20 protein-coding genes are annotated in these 21374 nt (G+C 68.7%); 9 read left to right on the top strand and 11 right to left on the bottom strand.

What is annotated here, in order from left to right; genetic code table 11:
- Positions 1-37 precede the first annotated feature (37 nt).
- From DIZ26_RS34115 to DIZ26_RS34125, 3 genes are all read right to left on the bottom strand, one after another.
- Entirely contained in the window at positions 38-439 is a 402-nt protein-coding gene (locus DIZ26_RS34115) for a G5 domain-containing protein (RefSeq protein ID WP_198676409.1), read from the bottom strand.
- Complete coding sequence (locus DIZ26_RS34120; RefSeq protein ID WP_157979896.1) at positions 432-689, bottom strand: hypothetical protein; 258 nt, start codon at positions 687-689, stop codon at positions 432-434. Before DIZ26_RS34120 ends, DIZ26_RS34115 begins: the two co-directional genes overlap by 8 nt.
- Positions 690-805: 116 nt before the next feature.
- The gene (locus DIZ26_RS34125) at positions 806-2533 is read right to left on the bottom strand and encodes a hypothetical protein (RefSeq protein WP_112248657.1); all 1728 of its coding nucleotides are present in this window, start codon (positions 2531-2533) and stop codon (positions 806-808) included.
- 179 nt (positions 2534-2712) lie between these two features.
- On the opposite strand from DIZ26_RS34125, the gene DIZ26_RS34130 reads away from it, so the two are divergent.
- Together DIZ26_RS34130 and DIZ26_RS34135 are read left to right on the top strand one after the other, a co-directional pair.
- On the top strand, positions 2713-3300 hold the full coding sequence (locus tag DIZ26_RS34130; RefSeq protein WP_157979897.1) for a TetR/AcrR family transcriptional regulator: 588 nt from the start codon (positions 2713-2715) through the stop codon (positions 3298-3300).
- A 2-nt stretch (positions 3301-3302) separates the two neighbouring features.
- Complete coding sequence (locus DIZ26_RS34135; protein WP_112248659.1) at positions 3303-4106, top strand: CPBP family intramembrane glutamic endopeptidase; 804 nt, start codon at positions 3303-3305, stop codon at positions 4104-4106.
- On the opposite strand, the gene DIZ26_RS34140 is transcribed toward DIZ26_RS34135, so the two are convergent.
- Together DIZ26_RS34140 and DIZ26_RS34145 are read right to left on the bottom strand one after the other, a co-directional pair.
- Complete coding sequence (locus DIZ26_RS34140; protein WP_157979898.1) at positions 4054-4413, bottom strand: hypothetical protein; 360 nt, start codon at positions 4411-4413, stop codon at positions 4054-4056. The two genes, DIZ26_RS34135 and DIZ26_RS34140, sit on opposite strands and share 53 nt — an antisense overlap.
- A gap of 211 nt (positions 4414-4624) precedes the next feature.
- Positions 4625-5689 carry a DNA polymerase III subunit beta family protein gene (locus tag DIZ26_RS34145; RefSeq protein ID WP_112248661.1) on the bottom strand — a complete coding sequence of 355 codons (1065 nt, stop codon included), beginning with the start codon at positions 5687-5689 and terminating at the stop codon, positions 4625-4627.
- Between the two features lie 84 nt (positions 5690-5773).
- On the opposite strand from DIZ26_RS34145, the gene DIZ26_RS34150 reads away from it, so the two are divergent.
- A complete protein-coding gene (locus DIZ26_RS34150; protein WP_232828795.1) occupies positions 5774-6265 on the top strand; it encodes an AAA family ATPase in 492 nt (163 codons plus the stop codon).
- On the opposite strand, the gene DIZ26_RS34155 is transcribed toward DIZ26_RS34150, so the two are convergent.
- The 4 genes from DIZ26_RS34155 to DIZ26_RS34170 all read right to left on the bottom strand — a co-directional run bounded on the left by DIZ26_RS34155 (position 6255) and on the right by DIZ26_RS34170 (position 10249).
- Positions 6255-7145, bottom strand: coding sequence for an alpha/beta hydrolase family protein (locus DIZ26_RS34155; protein ID WP_112248662.1), 891 nt, complete (start codon positions 7143-7145; stop codon positions 6255-6257). The genes DIZ26_RS34150 and DIZ26_RS34155 overlap by 11 nt on opposite strands.
- Before the next feature lie 26 nt (positions 7146-7171).
- Entirely contained in the window at positions 7172-8335 is a 1164-nt protein-coding gene (locus DIZ26_RS34160; protein ID WP_112248663.1) for an anhydro-N-acetylmuramic acid kinase, read from the bottom strand.
- 3 nt (positions 8336-8338) lie between these two features.
- Complete coding sequence (locus tag DIZ26_RS34165; RefSeq protein WP_112248664.1) at positions 8339-9628, bottom strand: MFS transporter; 1290 nt, start codon at positions 9626-9628, stop codon at positions 8339-8341.
- 93 nt (positions 9629-9721) lie between these two features.
- Positions 9722-10249 carry a histidine phosphatase family protein gene (locus tag DIZ26_RS34170; protein WP_112248665.1) on the bottom strand — a complete coding sequence of 176 codons (528 nt, stop codon included), beginning with the start codon at positions 10247-10249 and terminating at the stop codon, positions 9722-9724.
- Positions 10250-10340: 91 nt separating this feature from the next.
- On the opposite strand from DIZ26_RS34170, the gene DIZ26_RS34175 reads away from it, so the two are divergent.
- The 6 genes from DIZ26_RS34175 to DIZ26_RS34200 all read left to right on the top strand — a co-directional run bounded on the left by DIZ26_RS34175 (position 10341) and on the right by DIZ26_RS34200 (position 17454).
- Entirely contained in the window at positions 10341-12200 is a 1860-nt protein-coding gene (locus DIZ26_RS34175) for an acyl-CoA dehydrogenase (RefSeq protein WP_112248666.1), read from the top strand.
- A 392-nt stretch (positions 12201-12592) separates the two neighbouring features.
- Positions 12593-13918 (top strand): hypothetical protein, encoded by a 1326-nt coding sequence (locus DIZ26_RS34180; protein ID WP_112248667.1) that lies wholly within the window; start codon positions 12593-12595, stop codon positions 13916-13918.
- Positions 13915-14586, top strand: coding sequence for a hypothetical protein (locus DIZ26_RS34185; RefSeq protein ID WP_112248668.1), 672 nt, complete (start codon positions 13915-13917; stop codon positions 14584-14586). The genes DIZ26_RS34180 and DIZ26_RS34185 overlap by 4 nt, the downstream gene beginning before the upstream one ends.
- Positions 14583-15878, top strand: a complete 1296-nt coding sequence (locus DIZ26_RS34190; RefSeq protein WP_198676410.1) for a hypothetical protein — start codon at positions 14583-14585, stop codon at positions 15876-15878. Before DIZ26_RS34185 ends, DIZ26_RS34190 begins: the two co-directional genes overlap by 4 nt.
- 363 nt (positions 15879-16241) lie before the next feature.
- Complete coding sequence (locus DIZ26_RS34195) at positions 16242-17018, top strand: DUF4097 family beta strand repeat-containing protein (RefSeq protein ID WP_112248669.1); 777 nt, start codon at positions 16242-16244, stop codon at positions 17016-17018.
- A 187-nt stretch (positions 17019-17205) separates the two neighbouring features.
- Complete coding sequence (locus DIZ26_RS34200; RefSeq protein ID WP_112248670.1) at positions 17206-17454, top strand: DUF6458 family protein; 249 nt, start codon at positions 17206-17208, stop codon at positions 17452-17454.
- Positions 17455-17712: 258 nt separating this feature from the next.
- On the opposite strand, the gene DIZ26_RS34210 is transcribed toward DIZ26_RS34200, so the two are convergent.
- On the bottom strand, positions 17713-19497 hold the full coding sequence (locus DIZ26_RS34210; RefSeq protein WP_112248672.1) for an NHL domain-containing thioredoxin family protein: 1785 nt from the start codon (positions 19495-19497) through the stop codon (positions 17713-17715).
- Positions 19498-19582: 85 nt separating this feature from the next.
- Positions 19583-21226 carry a hypothetical protein gene (locus DIZ26_RS34215; protein WP_232828796.1) on the bottom strand — a complete coding sequence of 548 codons (1644 nt, stop codon included), beginning with the start codon at positions 21224-21226 and terminating at the stop codon, positions 19583-19585.
- Positions 21227-21374 lie beyond the last annotated feature (148 nt).

Raw genomic sequence — 21374 nt, forward strand, 5'->3', positions numbered from 1 at the left:
ACGGGCTCGCTGGCGCTGGCTCTTGTCGCAGCGGTGATCACTCGCAGCCGATGCCGTCGTGGTCGGCGTCGAGGCCGTAGATGTCTGAGCCGATCACAGTGACCGGGCCCTGGACGTACTCCGGGCCGTTGCCGCTGCCGCCTGCACAGTCGACGTCACTAGCGATCGGGACGCAGCCGGAGTAGTTGGGGTCGCAGCCACCGCCGCCGGACGGCTCGTCGACCTTGGTACCGACAGTGGTGATCTGTGTGACCGGCTGGGTCGACACGACCTGCTTGACCAGTCGCTTAGCGGTCTGCACCCCGTCGACCAGCGTCACCTCGTACGTCAGCCGCCGTACGCCGTTGACGCCTCGCTTGGTGATCGACTTCTGTCCCTTGGGCACCGACGAGTCCAGTGCGGTCCGCTTCTTGAACGGAATCGTCTTGGTCTCAATCACCGTCCGCTTCACCGTCACCGGTGCCGCAGACACCGGCGGCGCGGTCGGCTGCACCGGCCGTACTGGCCTCTACCGGCGTCGGCGCGACTTCACTCGGCGTCACCTCGACCGACGGCGTCGTCTCCACAGTCGTCACCGGAGCAGCGACGGGCACTTGACCCGCGGCCTTCTCCTCCGCCTCGCATCCCGTCAGCAGTCCGACGGACAGCAACAGCACCGCAGCAGTACACAGCAAACGTCCTGATCGCATACCCCACCCTTGTTCCCCCCAATGCCGCGAGACCGATCCCCACCCGCCTCGCCGGCAACCGGCCTACAGCATCAACCCGTCACCCACCGCACACAACCCCTGATAACCAACCGTGATCAGGACCCGCCCGCGCCGACCAGTTGGCCGTCCATGGACAGGACGCGGATGCGGCCGCCGCCCTTGAGGGGGATGACGACGGCGATCTGATGCAGGTAGTCGCGGTGCAGGGTCTGGGTGTACTTGACCATCCTGCTGAAGGCGGTCACCTCGCCGCTGGTCCAGTAGGCGTTGGAGCCGGGCTCGATCAGCTGCAGGTACTGCTCGGTGACGGTCAGGAAGACGAGCCCTTCGCCGGCCGAGGTGATGAAGGTGACCGGATCGCCGGACGGGCGGAACGTGTCGGTGGCGTTCGCGATGTAGCTCTGCGCCACGTCTGCGGTCCGCTCCTTCACCCGCTGGTTCAGCAGGTTGACCATGCCCGGCGATGGCGTGAAGAGCGCAGACTTGGGCGATCGCGCGCCGCCGGTGAGGTAGACCGCCAGATTTGCGGCGGCCGCCTGCGGCAGGCTGGACAGCTTGTCCATATCCGCCTGGGTCGGGACCCGCAGCCCCTCCAACGACGGCAGCGGCATCGTCGACGCCGGGTAGACCGAGTGCGTCAGCACCCACGGCGTCCCGGCGTTCTGGCGTTGCCAGACGCCGAGCTGGCGGCTGTTCGCGTCGTTGGAGACACCGGAGTCGACCACGAACCGCATCGGGTACGAGCTGAACTGGGGCGCGCCGATCTTCGGTGCGACGTACGTGAACGGCTTGATCAGGTTCTTCCCGGCCGGATCGGTACTGCGGCTGATCTGGTACCCCGCCCGGGTCATCGCCAGCGTCGGGTCGCCCTCGATCGCCTCCGACCGCTTCGGGTCGCGGGCCTGGTTGGCCTGATTGTTCAGCTCGTTGTACCGCGCGACGACGGCCTGGCCGTCGGCCACAGTGACCGCCGGGCGGCTCGTCGACGCGCTGGTGTTCTTCACCGGCACCGCGACACAACCAGTTGCCACGAGCAACAACACCGCCGTACCGGCGACCCGGCGAGCCGGGCCCTTGTACGTCGGCGACTGGTACGCCGGCGCGTGGTTCGACGGCGAAGAAGGGGTTGCCGGCGGGGAGGGCGCCGACGAAGCGCCCGCCGTCACGAACTCGGGCAATGGCTTGACCACCGCCACGGCGGGCAGCGGCACCGGCGGACGGCGTCGTCGGAAGAACAGCAGCATCAGCCCGACCATCAACAGCACCAGCCCGGCCCCGAAGACCAGCAGGCAGGTCCCGAACAACCCCGCCAGCTCAACGCCGAGAGTCAGCCCGACGTCGGTCCCCGGCGTACCGTCGGCGTTCATCGCGACCACGTCGTACGCGCCGTCGGCCATCGGCCAGCTGATCGACTGCTTGCCCGCACCGCTCGCCTTCACCGTCCACCAGTCCAGCTCGGCCGGCGGGGTGAGCGGGCTCAGCCCACCCGTCATCTCCTGGGTCTGGAACTTCGGCGGCAGGCTCAGCCGGACCACCCGCGAGTACTGCGAACTGCCGAGGTAGCTGGCCACGTCGAGGTCCTGGCCGATCCCGACGAAGACCGGCTTGGCCGATGTCGCCGTCACGTGCAGCGTCGGACCGTGCCGGTCGAGCAGGTCCGGCGCGGTCATCACGGCAAGACCTTTGCCGGTCAGCCGGTGCGCACCGGTGTCGACGGTGTCGTCCGGGCCGACCAGCCAGAAGGCGGCGACGGCACCGGCGATGGTGATCAGCAACCCGGCCAGGGCCAGTAGCAGGCCGAGGACGGCGCGGGCGAAACGCATGGTGGAGCTCCCCGTTGGTACGACAAGTTCGGCCCGTGGCGGAGGGCCGACCGGCACAGACCTTAGCGAGGCGCACCCCGCCGTCCACCCGTCGTGAAGGAATAACTGATCGGACAAAGATCTGTTACTCTCGGCCGAGTTAATGAATGGCTGTTCACAAACCGCGAGAGGGAGGCGCCGTGGCCAGACCACGTCTGATCAGTGACGACGCCGTCCTCGACGCGACCCGCCAGGTGCTGGCCGAGCTCGGCCCCACCAAGCTCACGCTCGCCGCAGTCGGCGCACGCGTCGGGCTCGCTCCGCCGACCCTGATGCAGCGGTTCGGGTCCAAGCGCGGGCTGCTGCTGGCCTCGGCAGCGCGCTCGCCGGAGATGGTGCTGCGCGCGGTCCGGGAGGCCGAAGCGCGAAACACCTCGCCGCTGGCGACGCTGCGCGACTTCGCCCTGTCCAGCGTTGCCCACATCAAGCATCGCGAGGAGCTCGGCAACGGGCTCGGGTTCGTCCAGCTGGATGTCGCCGATCCCGAGTTCCGCGCCCACGCGCTCGCCCACTCGGCCGCGATCGTCGACAGCTCTGCCCGGTTGCTGGCGGCCGCTCAGCAGGCAGGCGAACTCAAGCCGGATGTCGACGTGCTCGCCCTGGCCCGACTGACCCTGGTCTGCTTCAACGGTGCCCTGCAGGTCTGGGCCGTGAACGGCTGGGGAACCCTCACCGACTTCCTGCGGGACCAGCTGGACCTGCTGCTCTCGCCTTATCTACCGGAGTGACGATGTTCTTGCGTGTGGTGGTCTTCTACCTGACCACGATGCTCTTCTCGGGCGTCCTCAACGCTGTGCAGGCCGGCACCGGCCCCAGCCCCGACCTGATCCAGCTGGTGCAGTTCGCACCCGCCCTGGCCGTCGGTGTGATGTTCTTGCTGTTCCGCCGGACCACCCCGGTCCAGGCCCGGTTCACCCCGCCGGCGCTCGTTGCGGGCAGATCGGCGCTGATCGTGGCGATCGTGGTGGCCACGATGCTCGCCTCGATCGGCGTCCACGTCGTTGCCGGGCACCCGATCCATGGCTGGTGGAGCGACGGACTGCACTTCCCCTTCTGGGCCTTGGTCCTGACGATGACGGTCGGCGCCGCGGGCGAGGAGCTCGGCTGGCGTGCCTACCTGCAGCCCTACCTGCAAACGCGCTTCTCCGTACTACGGTCGTCGCTGATCGTCGGCCTGCTGTGGGGGTTCTGGCACATCGGCGGCTTCGAGCACGGGCTCGTCTACATGGGTCTGTTCGTGGTGATGGCCGTGGCGATCTCGGTCGTGATCGGCGCGGTCCTGCAGATCGCCGGTGGCGCCAACCTGGCCGTCGCGACAGCAGCCCACGCAGCGATCAACCTCGGCCTGCTGCTGCTCTTCGACGAGGAGAACGGCGACAAGTTCGCGCTCGGCACGCTGGCCGCCGTCTGGGTGGTCGCAGCGACCGTGACGCAGCGGCTTGTCCGCCCAGCGGCAGTGTCGTGGGGCGGACCGCCGCGTCCTAACGCCTGGGCGTCGGGTACAGGGCGCGGCGGAGGCGAAGTTCGTCTCTGAGCGTGGGCGGGATCGGCAGGTTACGGTCCTCGAGCGCGTGCACGCAGGTCTCCAGGCTGACCAGGAGGCGGTCGGCGCGGGGGCCGCCCGCACTGCCCAGCCGCGGCGTACCGCGTTCGGCCTGGTTGGCGGCGCGTGCGGCGGTCAGTTCGGCGAAGATCACCGCCAAGGTGATGTCCGACGGCGTACGGCGGACCGGCTCGCCGACACCGGTCAGGCGCCCGGCGGCAACGGGATCGGCCGGGCTCGCTTGGTTCCGCGAACGCGACAGGGGGCGGGACGACGGTAGGTACAGCGGAATCGACATCGACATCGCCTCGTCAGACCGGAGACTCCAAGGCGCTCGACAGTGAACGTCCACCCCTCCGATCCCCTCAAGGTACCCCTATCCGCTCAAATCGCGGCAGTCCGAACAGTCGCAGCGTGGCCGAACAGGCGCCCGCCCCGCCGATCCCCGCCGCATACCGCAGTACCGCGAGCCTCGGGCTGACCTTCGAGCACGTTGTCCGAGCCGCGCGTCAGGCGTCGAGACGGGCGGGCATGACCAGGGTGGTGAAGGTGCCCTGGTCGGCTGAGCGGACGACGACCGGAGTGGCCGGCTCGGAGATCTCCAGCAGGACGTCGGGTCCGACGCTCACGCTCAGCGCGGCCGCCAGCACTGCCGCCGTGAACCCGACCCGCACCTCGCCGACCCCGACCACCTCGAGCTCACCCTTGCTCGGCGCGACGGCTGCACCGTTCTCGCCGGCCTCGCCGACCGTCAACCGGCCGGGTTTGATGTCCAGGGCAACGATCTCGCCGGTCAGCAACTCGAGCAGCCGCAGCCGGTCGACCACCACCCGGCAGACCGGCGTCGCCAGCCCGTCCAGGATCGACTGGTACGCCGGGAAGTCGTCCTCGACCACCCCGACCTCCCGCGACTCTTCGCCGGCCCGCACGACGGCCGAACCGCCAAGACCCACCTCGATCGTCACCTTCTCCGCCGCGGCCACCCAGCGCGCAAGGTCGACCAGCTCGCTCGCCTTCACCAGCAGGCTTCGAGCGTTGCCCCGGAACCCGAGGGACTGCAGCTTGCGCACCGACAACCGGTACCGGTCGCTGGCGACCAGCGTGACCTCGTCCTCACCGAGCTCGACCAGCACGCACGCCAGCGCCGGAATCTCATCGGTCGGCGCCGCGGCCGCGGAAACCTGCCGGATCGCGCTGGCCAACTCCGCTCCGCCCAGCGTCACCGCGCATTCGTACGGCACCGCCGGCAGCATCGCCAGGATCCGCGCGCCCGCTCGCCGAGCCGTATCCGCGCGACTCTCGACCGTCCGCAGATGCGCCCGCACCACGGCTGCGCCTTGCGCAGGCGCCTCGTCCAGGACGACGCGTACGTCGGCCAGCGGCAGGTCGATCTCGCGCAGATCCCGCAGCAACACAGCGCGCTGCTCCTGCTCCGGTGAGTAGTACCGGTAGCCGTTCTGGTCGTCCACCTCGGCCGGGCGGAGCAGTCCGCAGTCGTCGTAGAACCGCAGGGCGCTCGGCGTCAGCCCGACCCGCCGCGCGAAGGTACTGATGGTCAGCAGCTCGCCTGTCATGCCGCTGATCCTCCGACTTCGACCAAGTCGAAGGTCAACTCCCGTCGGGCTGCCCGAGTCGCGGCTGGAGGTGAAAATAGGACCGTGTCGAGGTTGTTCGTGGTGACCGGAGCGCCCGGCGCGGGCAAGTCGACCGTCGTGCCCGAATTGCTGCGGCTGCGCCGGACCACGTCCGCCGGCGAGGGCCAGCTGGTCGTGATGGACATGGACGAGCTGCTCGATGCCGACGGCCGGGTGCTCGGCGTCGACATCGCGACCTCGGCCGCGGCGGCCAACTGGCCGGCGTACAACGCGCTCTGGATGCGCATCACCGAGCTGGTCCGCCGGTCCGGCACGCCGATGCTGTTGCTGACGCCGGACGTCCCGGCCCAGCTGCCCGAGGGCCGCTGGTTGCACCTCGACTGCCCCGACGCCGTACGCCGGAAGCGACTCGCAGCGCGCGGGTGGACCGAGGAGCAGATCGCCGAGGCGCTCGCCGACGCCGCCGAGATCCGCAAGCTGGTCCCGCGCTCGGTCGCCGGCGACGGGACGCCGGAGGAGTCGGCCCGCAAGATCCTTGCCTGGGTCAACGAGTAAGGAATCTCGAGGTCCAGTCGCGCAGGATCTCGGTGTAGTCGGCGCTGATCCCTTCCAGCGAGCGATCGGGTGACCCCGGCCAGTGCCCGACCCCGGGGATGCGGACGCTCTCGATCTGCGTGTTGCCCGACGCCGCCGCGGCCCGGCCCCAGACTTCCAGCGTCTCGGGGACGGGCAGATTCGCCTCGTCCTCACCGTGGATAAGCAGGACGGGACACGTCACCGTCGCATAGAGGGGCTCGGAGGCGAAGTCGATCTCGTGCCACAGCGGCAGCTCTTCACCCAGGTCCACCGGGATGCCGGCCAGGTCGAACCACGGCTGGTCCGCCTGCCGCCGCAGCAGCTCGTCCACCGGCGCGCGATCGAGCTTGCCGCGCAGCAGGTCTGCCACCTGGTCGCGGATCTCCACGGCAGCGGCGACCGCGGCCTCGTCGTACCCGGCCCGCCGGACGGACTCGATCGTGGCGTGCCGCATCTGCTCGGCCGGGCTGACCCCGGAGCATCCGAGCAGCAGCATGAACGCGGTCTCCGGCAGCCGCTGGGCCGCTAGTGCCGCGATCCACGTCCCCTGACTCACTCCCCAGAAGCCGGTCGGCACGTCGTAGTACGACTTCAGCACCTCGTACGCCGCGACCGCGCCCGCCGCTTGGACGTCGTACGGGATGTCGACGTCGTCGCGCGGCCAGGGTTCCCGCTCGAAGCTGAGGACGGCCACGCCGAGCGGAGCGAGCGTGTTCGCGAGATGCTCGAAGATCACCTGCCGGTACGACGAGTTGCCGGACCCGTGCAGCGCGACGACCCCGGCTCGGACGGGCTCGTCGGTGGGGACTGTCAGCAGCGCGGGTCGGCCGTCGACCTGGACTTCCTTGGCGGTGATCACCGCTGGATCGTCACATGACGGTGGGTTCAGTTCAATCGCAGCTTCACCGGCGCCACCGCGGGCGACGACTGCAGCGGTATCGGGCCCACACCCGGCGTGATCGACCCGAGCACACTCGCGTGCCGCGCGCCCGTGCAACTCGGCACGGTCGCGCCCAGCCCGTTCACCGTCAGAAACCCCAGTACTGCGAACGCGTACGCCTCCTTGGCCACCGATGGCAACCCGAGTTCATCCGTACTCCGCAGCGGAACGCCGTCGCCCAGCTCCTCCGCGAGCCGGTGCATCAGGGCCGGGTTGCGGATCCCGCCACCGGCGGCGATCACCTCCGTCCCGCCGTACTTGTGCACCGCGTCGGCGACGGTCCGCGCGGTCAACGCGGTCACGGTGGCGACCAGGTCGTCCGGCGCGACCTCGGGCAGGCCGTCCATCGCGTGCGCCAGGTAGCCGAGATGGAACAGCTCCTTGCCGGTGCTCTTGGGCGCCGGCCGGCCGTAGTACGGCTCGGCCAGAAGCCGCTCGAACAACTCGGGGTGGACTGTGCCGCGCCCGGCCATCACGCCGTCGGCGTCGAAGCTCGCCCGGCCGCCGGTGAGTTCCTGGACAACGGCGTCGGCGAGCGCATTGGCGGGCCCGGTGTCGAACGCGATCGGCTCGTCCCGAATCACGGTGATGTTGGCGATCCCACCGAGGTTGAGCGCGATCGGCGCACCGGGGCGGCCGCGCAGCCACAGCACGTCGACGATACTGACCAGCGGTGCGCCCTGGCCACCGGCCGCGACGTCTCTCGAGCGCAGGTCCGAGACGACGGTGGTGCCCGTGGCTTCGGCGATCCAGGCCGGCTGGCCGAGTTGGAGCGTGCCGCGGACCTGGTCGCCGTCGACCCAGTGGAAGACGGTCTGGCCGTGCGACACGATCAGGTCGGCGTGACCGCCGCAGAGTTGCTCGACCGCCTGCCCGGCTGCGGCGGCGAAGGCCTGCCCGATGCCGGTGTCCAGCCGGCATACCTGCTCCAACGACGTGGTTGCTGGCGGCAACGATCCGGCCAGCTCCCGGCGCAGATCGTCCGGGTAGGGGCGGCTCAGCAGGCCCAGTGGCGTGAGGACGATCGTGTCGCCTTCCAGCCGGAGATCTGCTGCCGCCGCGTCGATCGCGTCGTACGACGTACCCGACATCAGTCCGATGACCCGCATACGTCAGTCCCGCAACTCTCGTCGATGGTCGTCGCCGCGCAGCGTGAGCAGGGCGAGCACGCTGATGGCGGAGGTGACCGCCACGTAGTACGCCGGGATGTCGACGTTGTGGGTCCGCTTGATCAGCTCGGTGATGATCAGGCCGGCGCTGCCGGAGAAGACCGCATTCGACAGCGAATAGGCCAGCCCGAGGCCGGTGTAGCGCGCCCGGGTCGGGAACATCTCGGCCAGCATCGCCGGCCCCGGCCCGGCCATCAGCCCGACGACCAGCCCGGCCCCGAACACCGCGGCCCCTTTCGCCGCATTCGAACTCCCCTTGTCCTGCAGGAGATTCATCAATGGGAACGCGAGTACGACGACCAGCGCGGCGCCGGTCACCATTACCGGACGGCGGCCAATCCGATCGCTCAGCCAACCCGCGGGCATGATCGACACCGCGAAGCCGAGGTTCGCCAGCACTGTCGCGACCAGCGCCTGCTGGAACGTCGCATGCAAGGTCGCCTGCAGGTAGGACGGCATCACCACCAAGAAGGTGTAGCCGGCCGCCGACCACCCCATCAGCCGGCCGATGCCGAGCGCGATCGCCTTGGCCACCTCGGTCTTGTCCGCGGGCTCTCGTAGCTCTTCCTTGACCCGATCGAAGTTGGGAGTCTCCGCCAACCGCAGGCGCAGCCACAGCGCCACCAGGCCGAGCGGCAGCGCGAGCAGGAACGGCACGCGCCAACCCCAGTCGGAGAGCGCGTCCTTGCTGAGGGTTGTCGCGAGGACGGCGGCCAGCCCGGCACCCGCGAGCAGCCCGAGCGCGACCGTGAAGGACTGCCAGGCGCCGTACAGGCCGCGTTTCGTCTTCGGGGCGAACTCGGTCATGATCGACACCGCGCCGCCGAACTCACCACCTGCGGACAAACCCTGGAGTGCCCGGACCAGCGTGAGCAGCCAGGGCGCCGCGGCCCCGACGGTCGCGTACGTCGGCAGTACGCCGATCAGCGTGGTGGAGCCGGTCATCAGCAGCAGCACCAGGATGAGGGTCGGCCTGCGACCGATCCGATCGCCCAGGCGGCCGAAGACGGCTGCTCCGATCGGGCGGAAGAAGAACGCCAGCGCGAACGAGGCGTACGTCTTGATCAGGCTCTCGGCGTCGCTGGTCGAGGTGCTGCTGAAGAAGTTCGCCGCGATCACGGTCGCGAAGAACCCGTAGGCGCCGAACTCGTACCACTCGACGAAGTTCCCGACCGTGCCGGCCACCAACGACCGCCGGTCCACCCGGTCCTCGACCCGCGCGGTGCTGCTCATAGCTCTCCTCGGCTCAGCCCCCGGTAACTTTCCTCCCGTCTCGGTTCCCATCTTGGTCTATATCTTCCGCCACGGCGACCCGACGACCACTGGTCAGACCTCGTACTCCCAGCCGGGCTGCCAGTCGAAGGGTGCGTCGACGAGATCTTCGAGTGCGGTGTTGTCCACGAGGTGCTGGAGGGACCAGCGGTTGGCCGAATGGGCGACCACGAGGACCGTGCGACCGTCGTACAGGGTCTTGAGGTCGGCGACGAAGGACCTGGTGAGGGCGAGGACCTGGCGGTAGCTCTGGCCGCCGCCGGGGAACGGGTGATCGACGTACCGCCGGCGCGGCTCGAGGCGTTCTCTCGGAGCACCGTTGAGGTCGCCGTAGTTGCATTCGCGCAGGCGCCAGTCCTGGAAGTACGGAATGTCCCGTCCTGCGAAGGCGAGCTCGACAGTCTGTACTGCGCGGCGCAGATCGGAACTGAAAACGGCATCGACCTCGGGGTGACGCTGCCCCAGTTCCACCGCCTCCCGCTCGCCCGCGGCCGACAGCACGCCCGGCAACCATCCGGTCGCGACGCCGCCCTCGTTGTCGACGGTCGTCGAGTGCGTCTCGTAGATGAGCTTCACAGTCATTGCCCCAGCCAACTCCCTTTGCGTCTGTTACTGACGGGTATATACTTAAGTTACTCGTGAGTACATGCAGCGAAGAGGCAGGGGAAACCGCGTGAGCCACTACAAGTCGAATCTGCGGGACATCGAGTTCAATCTGCTCGAGGTCCTGGGCCGTGGCGAGGTGCTCGGACAGGGGCCGTACGCCGATATGGACGTCGACACCGCACGCGAGGTGCTCGGCGAGATCGACCGGCTGGCGAAGAACGAGCTGGCCGCGTCGTTCGAGGACTCCGACCGCAACCCGCCGGTGTTCGACCCGGAGACGCACTCGGTGACCATGCCCGAGGCGTTCAAGAAGGGCTACCAGGCCTACATGGACGCCGAGTGGTACAAGCTCGAGCTGCCGCCGGAGCTCGGTGGCCAGCCGACCCCGCCCTCGCTGCGCTGGGCCGCCGCCGAGATGGTCCTGGGCGCCAACCCGGCCATCCACATCTACGCGGCCGGGCCGAACTTCGCCCACGTGCTGTGGCGTAACGGCACCGAGCGGGACAAGTTGATCGCCCAGCACATGATCGCCCGCGGCTGGGGCGCGACGATGGTGCTGACCGAGCCGGACGCCGGCTCCGACGTCGGCGCGGGTCGCACCAAGGCCACCCTGCAGGACGACGGCACGTGGCACATCGAGGGCGTCAAGCGGTTCATCACCTCCGGCGACCACGACATGACCGAGAACATCGTGCACCTGGTGCTCGCCCGCCCGCAGGGCATCGAGGGCGTCGGCGGCCCGGGGACGAAGGGGCTCAGCCTGTTCGTGGTACCGAAGTACGACTTCGATCTGGAGACGGGCGAGCTGACCGGGGAGCGTAACGGCGCCTTCGTCACCAACGTCGAGAAGAAGATGGGCATCAAGGTGTCCACGACCTGCGAGATCACCTTCGGCGAGACGATCCCGGCCAAGGGTTACCTGCTCGGCGAGGTGCACGACGGCATCGCGCAGATGTTCCAGGTCATCGAGTACGCGCGGATGATGGTCGGCACCAAGGCGATCGCGACCCTGTCGACCGGCTACCTGAACGCGCTCGAGTACGCCAAGGAGCGGGTCCAGGGCGCCGATTTGACCAACCCGGCGAAGGACGCCCCGCGCGTCACGATCACCCACCACCCCGACGTACGCCGCTCGCTGATGACGCAGAAGTCGTACTCCGAGGCGCTGCGTGCCCTGGTGCTGTTCACCGCGACCTACCAGGACCGCGCCGAGCAGGCCCGGTACGCCGGCGAGCACGATCTCGAGGCCGAGCGGGTCAACGACCTGCTGCTCCCACTGGTGAAGGGCTACGGCTCCGAGAAGTCGTGGACCCTGCTCGGCACGGAGTCGCTGCAGACCTTCGGCGGCTCCGGCTTCCTGCAGGACTACCCGATCGAGCAGTACGTCCGCGACGCCAAGATCGACACGCTGTACGAAGGCACCACGGCGATCCAGGGTCAGGACCTGTTCTTCCGCAAGATCATCAAGGACCAGGGCAAGGCGCTCGGCCACCTCGCCGAGCAGATCCAGCAGTTCGTCGCCTCCGAGGCCGGTAACGGCCGGCTGAAGGAAGAGCGCGGACTCCTCGCCAGGGGCCTGGAGGACACCCAGAAGATCCTTGGCGTGATGGGCCAGGCGCTGATGTCGAGCAACCCGCAGGCAGAGAACGGCGACCCGCGCAACATCTACAAGGTCGGCCTGAACACCTCCCGGCTGCTGTACGTGCTCGGCGACGTGGTGTGCTCCTGGCTGATGCTGCGGCAGGCCGAGGTCGCACTGGAGAAGCTGGGTGGCGAGCTGTCGCCCGCGGACCAGGACTTCTACGCCGGCAAGCTCGCGGCCGCGCAGTGGTTCGTCCGGTCCACGATGCCGACTGTGCGCGCCGAGCGGATCAAGGCCGAGCTGACCGACCTCGATGTGATGGATCTGCCCGAGTCGGCTTTCTGACCGTTGTTCGACCGGGGTGAGGCCCCTCCGGCTCGGCCGCTTGCGCGGGCCGAGTCGGAGGCCCGGTCGCGGGGCAGCTGATCTGCCCCGCGATCTGCCCTGGTGAGCGCGGGGCTGATGAAGGAACGTTTCTGCCCGTGCGATGCGCGCCCCTGGCTTGGTCTCCCCTGTCCAGGCCAGGGCCGCGCTTCGTCCGGAACCCCTGCGACCGCCGCAGCGTCAACGAAGACGTGTCCCCACGTCGTACGCCGACTCCGCAGGCAGGAGCTCGTCCGGTTCCGCCGCGTCGTCGGCTGACTCCGCAGGCGGGATCTCGGCTCGGTTCGTCGCGTCGTCGGCTGGCTCCGCAGGCGGGATCTCGGCTCAGTTCGTCGCGTCGTACGCTGGCTTCGATGTCCGCCCGACTGCTGCGCCTGGTGCCACTGGCCGCGCTCGCCTTTTTCTTCCCGCTCCCCGCCGCGGCGGCCCCGCCGGAACTCCCGGACCAGATCGCCGCAGCCTGGCGGACCGACCACGTCTACCTCTATCCGGCGATGCGGTCGAGCTTCCCGCAGGCCGAGCTGGACCGGATCCGCGCCGCGACCCGGACGGTCAGCTTCCCGGTGTACATCGCCCTGCTACCGCGGACCCCGGTCACCAGATCGGGCGATCTCGACCTACCGACGTTGCTGCAGGCACGCGTCGGGCAACCCGGGTTGTATCTGGTCTGGACGGCCGCCGGCGAAAACTGGTCGGGCGAGGAGACCTTGATCCGGCCGGGTGGACTGAAAGGGCGCAGCCTGACCCGGGTCCAGCTGGACGACAAGTGGGACAACAAGGTCGTCACCAGCCGTCCGGCCCCGGGCATCGTCCGGACCATCCAGCAAGCGGCGACGGCGTACGACGGCCGCCCGCTGCCCGACGTACCGGCCGGTGACCTGGATCCGGCGGACGAGGACGACTCCGGCATGTCCACGACGGACAAGGAGGATTTGTCCGCGTTCATCGGCATGGGCGCCGGCGGACTGGTCGGCTTCCTGCTGGTGATCGGTCTGACGCTGCGGCACCACCGCCGGCGACCGTCCGCCAAAGCCCGCCTCAGGTCGAAGGCGCGCTCGAAGACGAAGGCGCGCTCGAAGGCGAAGGCCGGCATCGGCGCGACCGAAGCTGGAACGCCGACCCGCATCGCCTCGGTTCAGCTGCAGGCGGATCGGTGGATTGCGAAGGCGGATCGCGCAGTACGCGACCTGGAAGCTCGGATCACGGCGTCGGACCGGGGCCGGGCGAAGGTGAAGCTGCCCGAGCTGCTGGATCAACGGGACGACGCGTCGGAGCGGTTGACGGCTGCCCGCGCGCTGCGGAGTGCGGCCCCGGAGGACCTGGCAGCGACCGCGGGCGCGTTGGTGCTAGCCCGGCAAGCTCAACAAGTTGCCGGGGGCAAGGAGGTCCAGCCGCCCTGCTTCTTCGACCCGACCCACCAGCCGGGCAGCGTCCAGGCTGCCTGGACCGAGGACACCGAAGTACCGGCTTGTCCTGCCTGTGCGCGGGTGCTGGCTCGGGGCGAGACTCCGCGCGGGTTCCGGCTGTGGAAGAAGTCCGGGTTGCTCGGGCTCGATCGCAAGGCCGTTCCGTACTGGACCCTCGATCCGAAGGAAGAGCCGTTGCTGGCGACCGGATTCGGTGCGCTCGAAGACGATCTGGCGGACCGGGTCGAACGCGTCTACGGGGCCGGCCGATGAGGCGGGTCTTGCTGGCGCTGGCGGCCGGCCTGCTCGTCGTACTGACCTCCACCACGCCGGCAAACGCCGACTTCCGGTCCGACCCGCGGGTGACGGCAGCCGTTGCCGCCTGGAAGACGAATCGGGTGTACGTCGATCCGTTGTTCGCCGGGTCGGAAGGGTTCGAGGCGGAGTCGGTACGGCGGGCGGCGGAGCTGATCGCCAAGGCGCCGGTGCCGGTGTACGCCGCGGCGGTGCCGACGGGTCCGTGGTTCCCGGAGAAGAGGGACGTCGTCCAACTCGCCGGCTGGCTCGCGGTGGCCAACGGCAAGCCTGGTCTCTACCTCGTCCTCGACGAGTACTCGACGAGCGGCGCGGCCCACCTGATCGCAGTACGCAGCCCGCGGACCACCTACGCCTCTTCGTCGAAGGCGACTGCCGCCGACGAGGTCGCCGCCTACCTGGACGAGGTCGAGGTAGACAGCGATTACCAGCCCAGTGCCGCCCGGACGACGCCGTTGCCCGACGAGCCGGAACCGACGTACGAACCAGAACGGTTCACCCCGGCCAAGGCACTCGGCAACGGACTCGGTGGATTCACCCTCGGCCTGATGGGCGGAGCACTTCTCGCCCTGCCGGTCCTAGGCCTGGCGGCTCTGGTCGCCCGACGACGCGAAGGACATTCATGAAGCCCCGCCTCGGCCTCGTTGCCGGCATTCTCCTCCTCGGCGCTCTCGCCTTGCCGGCCCCTGCGCTGGCGGTCCCGGCCCAGGACTCTCTTCTGGTTCAAACAGCGCCAAGCCATGCGGAGCAGACGCCGGCCGAGCGTGCTCGGGAGATTGCCGCTGCACTGGTGAAGGATCCTGTCTACATCGATCCTGTGTATGCGCCGGCGCTGTCCGCAACGATGATCGGTGACGTCCGGAAGAAGGCGAAGGCGCTCGGCTATCCGGTCTACACGATCGTGTTGCCGCTGAGCCCGAGCGACGCGTTCCAGGGCAAGGAAAGCAACGTCATCACGCTGGTGATGGATGCGCTCCGCAAACCGGGCCTGTACGTCGTGGTCGATGGCGGCGGGCGCTTCCCGTGGTACGAGATCAAGGATGTCCCGACGCTCGACGAGAAGGTGCTGAGCCCGGCTCGGGATCGGGCGCTGGACGACACCGGGTACGACGCGGGGCCGACCGAGGTACTGGCTCGGTTCTACGAGCTGTTGGCCGGGCCGCCGCTGCCGGCGACCACGCCGAAGCCGGAGGGGGCCGGAGCGAGGTCGGGCGATGCGGCCTCGTCCGACGGCGGTCCCTCTGGTGGTTTGGTTGCCTTAGGCATCAGTTTGGCGGTGCTGGCGATTCTGGTCGCGCTGGGGCTGTGGATCGGGTTGCGGCGGCGCGGTAGTGGTGGTGCGGTCCGTCGGGAGAAGCCGTTCAGTATTCCGCCGCATGTCGCAGCTACGGTGGCCGCAGAGCGTCGTCGTCGGTTGACCCGGGAGACGACGGCAGAGCTGACCGACCTCGGTTCGGAGCTGGCCGCTCTGCCGACCGTGGCCGGTGACGGGCTGCGTCATCAGCAGTTGGCCCTTGATGCGCACGACGCGGCCGAGCGAGTACTGGACGCGTCTCGCGATCTGGTCGACGTGGTGGGTGCGATGGTGCTGCTCGACCAGGGCCGGCGCGAACTGGAGATCGCGAAAGCTCTCGCGGAGGGGCGCAAGCCTCCCGTAGTACAGGCGCTTTGTGCGTTCAATCCCTTGCACGGAAGGTCTTCTGGGCGTCCGACGCAGGTCGAGTCCGAGGGCACCACGGTGAGTCTGCCGCTCTGCGCGGAATGCCGCCAGGCGCTCAAGCGCGGAGTAGCGCCGAAGTCGCTCCCCGGCGACGACGGCCCGTACTGGCACGGCACCGACCTCTGGGCCCGCACCTTCTTCGGCGCCTTGGGCAACGATCTCGCTGCCGCCGTATCCCGCGGCGAATACAAGTCCTGAACCCACCCCAACCATCACGCCCTTCCCTCGCCCCATCCCACATCGCCTGCCCGACCCCGGCACTTCCTCCCCGACCCACCCCACATCGCCTGTCTGACCCGGCACTTCCTCCCCGACCCACCGGGCTATCGCCTGTCCGACCCGGCACTTCCTCCCCGACCCACCGGGCTTCAGCGCTCACCTCGCTTTCCCTCAGCTCGACCGCTGCAGACGGCAGCTGTCTTTTTCTCGGTCGGCCGTTCCTGAGTTCGGGTTGTTTCGGGGGTTGGGGTCAGGGCGGTTCTGGGGGTTGTGCCTGATCCGCCTGCCGGCGTCCCGGACCTACTGTCGAGCGACAAGTGGGGCAGGGACGAGAAGAGGCGGATGGCGATGGCTGACACCCGGCAGGTGGGTGCGTTGCTCGTGGCGGCGGCGGGGGTTTGCACGCTCTGGATGGTCGGCGACAAGGACTCCAGCGACCAGCACGAGGTGACCAGCAAGATCTCGGAGGTCAGGCTCGACTCCGCGAATGCGGACATCACCATCAAGGTCGGCGACAGCGACAAGACCACCGTCAAGGAGAAGCGTTCCTACTGGCTGGTGAAGCACGGTGATGCGTACAAGGTCGACGGGGAGACGCTCCGGCTGACCAACGACTGCGGCTGGCAGTGCCACGTCGACTTCGAGGTGACCGTCCCGCGCGGTACGAAGGTGACCGGCGAGCACGGCAGCGGCGACCTCTCGATCGCCGGCGTCAGCGGGGTGGACGCGAGTTCGAACTCCGGCCGGGTCGAACTCGAAGACGTCAGCGGCGACGTCAGGCTCACCCTCACCTCGGGCGACGCGGTGATCGACGGACTGTCCGGGAAGCTCGACTTCGACGCGAGCTCGGGCGATCTCCACGCCGAACACCTCAAGGCGGGTCCGGTGAACGCGAAGACCGTCTCCGGCGATCTGACGATCGCGCTCGACGAGGCGACCGACGTCAAGGCCGAGGACACTAGCGGCGACATCACCGTCAAGGCCCCCGCGGGCGACTACCAGATCGCGGCGGACACCCGAAGCGGCGAGATCGACAACGACCTCACCAACAACACGTCGGCGGACCACAAGATCACCGCGACGACTGTCAGCGGCGACGTAGTTCTCCACTCCAACTGACCCATCGGCTGCGCCTGGCCGGTGGACTGCGCGCAGCCGACGGACGGGGTTTACGCGCGGGTACGTGGAGGTCGTACCAGCCTGGCTGGTTGCCGTGGGTGACCACCGACACACGTAGGTGATGGACCTCGGTGCCGGGACGGGCGTAGCGTCTAAGTGTCTGGATCTTCTCGAGGAGGGCTCGGGTATGAGCATCGGTGTGGGGATCTTCTTGATGGTGGTGGGCGCCATCTTCGCGTTCGCCGTCCGCGACTCGTGGGACGCCGTCAACCTGACCGCGGTCGGGTACATCCTGATGCTCGCCGGCCTCGCTGGGATCGCCCTGTCGTTCTACATCACCAACCGGCGCCGCCGCGTCCCGACCGAAGCGATCGACCCCGCGGTCGAAGAGGAATACCGCGTAGTCGAAGAACACCACCGCGACATCACCGAATAACCCTGTGGACAACTCCGCTGAGCGAGCACAAAAGCACTAAATTAGACTTTGCAAGGAAGGACAGAGGGCAGCACCACCAGCCCTCGCAGCTCAGCTTCTAGCGCTCGCAGACAAGCTTCAGGGGCTCGCAGCTCAGCTTCTAGTGCTCGCGCACGAGCTTCTGGGGCTGGCAGCTCAGCTTCTAGTGCTCGCGCACGAGCTTCAGGGGCTCGCAGCTCAGCTTCTAGTGCTCGCGCACGACTTTCTGGGGCTCGCAGCTCAGCTTCTGGCGGCGCCTGACAGCACCAGCTCGACGCGAGTGGCGGCATCTGCCGTCACTCGCACTGGTACGCCCCAGTCCTGGCGGTGGAGATGGCAGGCCGGGAACTCGACTTCGGCCGAGTCGTCACAAGAAGCGGCCTGTACTGCGACGTGCAGCACCCCGTCGCCGACGTGCTCGTCGATCACCAGGCGACGAACCAGGTCGGTCGTATCGCCTGCACCCTCCTTCAGCAGCGCCTCCGGCGTCGACGACACCAGGAGCCGGGTCGACGGCCCGTACCGATCGTCGAGCTTCTGACCCGGCGGCGGCGAGAACACCACCTCCAGCGTCACCTCGCCGGCCGCGATCTCCATCGGCGGCCGCTGGGTCCTCGTGGAGAACTCGTCCGGCTTGGCCGACGCGCCCAGCGGGATCCGGGTCAGCCTGTGCGCGGTCGACTCCACCACGAGCAGTTCGTTGCCTGATACAACAGCTCCGCTCGGCTCGGCGAGACCGGTCGCCATCGTCTCCACCAGGCCGGCGCGCGGATCGTACCGGCGTACGGCGCCGTTGTAGGTGTCGGCGATCGCGATCGACCCGTCGGGGAGGACCGTCACGCCCAGTGGGTGCTGGAGTAACGCCTCCTCGGCCTTGCCGTCACGCAGGCCGAAGTCGAACAAGCCGGTCCCGATGGCCGTGTGCACCTCGGTGTCCACCCAGCGCAGGGCCGAGATCTCTGAGTCGGCGAGCCAGAGCCGATCGCCGTCGACCGCGAGGCCGCTGGTCTGGGCGAACCAGGCCTGCTCCAACGCTCCGTCGCGGAGACCTTCGTTCGTCGTACCGGCGGCCACTTCGGTCGTGCCGGTGAACGGGTCGAACGTCCACAGTTGGTGTACGCCGGCCATCGCGATCCAGATCTTGTCCTGCCACCAGGCGACGTCCCAAGGCGAACTCAGTACGCCGGTGCCGTCGCCGTCCATCCACTGCTTGCCGGTGCCCACGAGCGTCCGCGTCTCGCCGGTCCTCAGGTTGATCCCGCGGAGCGCGTGGTTGACGGTATCGGCGACCACCACGTCGTACCCAACCTTCGCGGCGACCTCGTCCGGCAGCAGGGTCAACCCGTTCGGCTCGGAGAAGGACGCCTGGTCGGCAGGACCATCGGCGAATCCGCGCCGTTTGGTGCCGAACCGCCTCACCACCGTCGTCGCGTCGTCCGCCAGCTCAACAATGCTGTGGTTCCCGGCGTCGGCCACCAGGAATCCATTGCCGTAAGCAACCACCTTGGCGGGGAAGCGCAGCTCGGTCGGCTCTGGCTCCGGCGCGACGTACGGCGATTTGCCCCGGGTGAGCGTGCCGGCCTTCTCGTGCTCGGCGATCAACTCGGCCAACTGGGCATCCAGGGCGTGCTCGTGCCCCTCGCCGGAGTACTGCGCGACGATGTACCCGTTCGGGTCCACGAGCACCAACGTCGGCCAGGCGCGAGCGGTGTAGTTCTGCCAGGTCACCAGCTCGGGGTCGTCGAGCACCGGATGCGCAACCTCATAGCGCTCCACCGCCGCCTTGACCGCCGCTTGCTCCCCCTCATGCGCGAACTTCGGCGAATGCACGCCGACGATCACCAGCGCATCGCCGTACTTCTCCTCCAACGGCCGCAACTCGTCGAGCACATGCAGGCAGTTGATGCAGCAAAAGGTCCAAAAATCGAGCAACAAAAACCGTCCGCGGAAGTCCGCGAGCTTGAGCTCCCGTCCCCCGGTGTTCAACCATCCCCGACCCTTGAGCTCCGGCGCGCGCACATGCATACGCCCATTGTCCGTCCCACCTCAACCGGCCCGAGCGCCCGCCCACCTACTGACCGTCCCTTCGCCTTCCTTCCCTTCGCTTTGCTCAGCGGGGCAGGATCAGGGTGTCTGTGAGGAGTTTGGCGGTTTTGCGGAGGGTGGGTGGGGAGGAGGAGAGCTCGGACGCCAAAGCCAACGGCGTGAGGGGTTCGCCGGGGCCTACCAGGCGGTGGCGGTGGGCCAGGAGCCAGACGATGGCTCGGGGCCAGGTGGAGAGGCGGGCCTTGGTGAGCAGGTCGGGGGCGTCGCGGACCAGGCGGTCGGCGATCTCGTAGGCCTCGGCGGCGTAGTCGGTACCGAGGGTCTCGCCGGCCAGCAGCCAGGCGTGCGGGGCGAGCACGGTCAAGGTCGCGGCCTGAGACTTGTCCAGGCCGCGGAGGTCCGGTTGTGGGGGCGCGCCGAGGCCGGCCAGCGTTCGGTAGGCGTCTTCGAGGTCCTCGCTGGTGTCGTCCAGGAACACCCGCTCGCCGGTGCGGGACCCGATCGGCTCCGCCAGCGCCGCCGCCTCCAACGCAGGGGTCCACACGTCCACGGCGTCGACGGCTTCCTCGATCGTCGCCAGATCCAGCGCCGTCCGCTCCCCCGCGAACTCGAGCCAAGCCTTCACCACCAACGGCACCGCGGCGAAGTAGGTGCTGTCGGCAAGCACCTTGCGCGGCAACCAGTACGAAAGGAACAACTCGACCAGTACGGCGCTCACCCGAAGAGGCCCGCCAACCGTCCGGTCAACAGCATGGTCGATCCACAGTCGCGCGATATCGGCCGCGTCGTCGGGCAGACCGCTCGCATAGCCGGAGTCGAGGAACTCCGTCACCAGCTGGTCGCGTTGCCGCCCGGACAGTTGCGGCCGCACCGGCGGCCGGATCGGCCGTTCCGGCAACTGGGTCAGCCGGTTCACCAGCAGACCCGAGAAGAACTCGAAGTCCTCGGTCACCGGCGGGTCGTCGTGATCGTGGGTCTCCCCCAGCGCCTGCAGGATGATCCCGGCGGCCGTCGCCGGCCGGACGGTGCGCACGGTGACCCGCCCGCCCCGCTGATAGGCCTCGACGACCCGATCGACCGGCGGCCCGACGAACACATCCTTCGCGATCGCGCCCTGGTTGTTGTCGACGAACACCACCACGGTGTGCGGATGCTGGTCGTCGTCGTAGTCGAGCACGACGCTGAGCCCGTCCCCGCTGACGTCCTCGGACACGATCGCGCTGGTCAGCCGGAACCCCGCGATCCGGGACACCCAATCAGGCACCCCGTACTGCGTACGCCCGCGCGACAGGTGCGCTCGCTGCAGCGGCAACCGCCCGGCCGGACCGACCGTTCGCGCCAGACTCGTCAACAGGACAAAGGATTCCAGGTCCCGCCGCTCGCCGAGCACGCGAGCTGCGTCGGCCCAGAAGAACCGTTCCACCTCACCGATCTCGTCGGGTTGCCCGGCCGGCCAGAGCTGGTCGGCGAGCAACGCGGCGGATCGGGCGACCGAGGCCTCCGCGATCACCGGATGCAGCGCGGGCGGGGCCGCAGCAAGGTCGAGTTGCAGCGTTTCCTGCAGGGTTTCCAGCACGGCAACACTCGGCGTGGTGTCGAGGTCTGTCCCCACGACACCCGCCGGCGGCTGCGCTGGGGTGGAGCCCGGACTGGAGTCGACCAGCCGCAGGTGGCTGCCGCGTCCGTCCCGGCCTCGTGACTTGGTCACCCTGGCGAGATTACCGCTGATGAGCACCTGCCCGCAGGGCCGTGCGCGCGTCCTGTGGATGAAGGTCTCGACACGCCGTGACGACACACACACCCGACGTGAATCCAGTACGACGCGCGGCTCGCGCTCACCGGAGTGCGCGCGAGCC

Origin of the sequence: Kribbella monticola (assembly GCF_003261635.1) — a bacterium.
Taxonomy (GTDB): domain Bacteria; phylum Actinomycetota; class Actinomycetes; order Propionibacteriales; family Kribbellaceae; genus Kribbella; species Kribbella monticola.

Coding starts and splice junctions, on each gene's coding strand:
- DIZ26_RS34120 (WP_157979896.1), bottom strand. CDS start 689: ATGCGATCAGGACGTTTGCTGTGTACTGCTGCGGTGCTGTTGCTGTCC.
- DIZ26_RS34125 (WP_112248657.1), bottom strand. CDS start 2,533: ATGCGTTTCGCCCGCGCCGTCCTCGGCCTGCTACTGGCCCTGGCCGGG.
- DIZ26_RS34135 (WP_112248659.1), top strand. CDS start 3,303: ATGTTCTTGCGTGTGGTGGTCTTCTACCTGACCACGATGCTCTTCTCG.
- DIZ26_RS34140 (WP_157979898.1), bottom strand. CDS start 4,413: ATGTCGATTCCGCTGTACCTACCGTCGTCCCGCCCCCTGTCGCGTTCG.
- DIZ26_RS34145 (WP_112248661.1), bottom strand. CDS start 5,689: ATGACAGGCGAGCTGCTGACCATCAGTACCTTCGCGCGGCGGGTCGGG.
- DIZ26_RS34160 (WP_112248663.1), bottom strand. CDS start 8,335: ATGCGGGTCATCGGACTGATGTCGGGTACGTCGTACGACGCGATCGAC.
- DIZ26_RS34165 (WP_112248664.1), bottom strand. CDS start 9,628: ATGAGCAGCACCGCGCGGGTCGAGGACCGGGTGGACCGGCGGTCGTTG.
- DIZ26_RS34170 (WP_112248665.1), bottom strand. CDS start 10,249: ATGACTGTGAAGCTCATCTACGAGACGCACTCGACGACCGTCGACAAC.
- DIZ26_RS34180 (WP_112248667.1), top strand. CDS start 12,593: ATGTCCGCCCGACTGCTGCGCCTGGTGCCACTGGCCGCGCTCGCCTTT.
- DIZ26_RS34185 (WP_112248668.1), top strand. CDS start 13,915: ATGAGGCGGGTCTTGCTGGCGCTGGCGGCCGGCCTGCTCGTCGTACTG.
- DIZ26_RS34190 (WP_198676410.1), top strand. CDS start 14,583: ATGAAGCCCCGCCTCGGCCTCGTTGCCGGCATTCTCCTCCTCGGCGCT.
- DIZ26_RS34195 (WP_112248669.1), top strand. CDS start 16,242: ATGGCGATGGCTGACACCCGGCAGGTGGGTGCGTTGCTCGTGGCGGCG.
- DIZ26_RS34200 (WP_112248670.1), top strand. CDS start 17,206: ATGAGCATCGGTGTGGGGATCTTCTTGATGGTGGTGGGCGCCATCTTC.
- DIZ26_RS34210 (WP_112248672.1), bottom strand. CDS start 19,497: ATGCATGTGCGCGCGCCGGAGCTCAAGGGTCGGGGATGGTTGAACACC.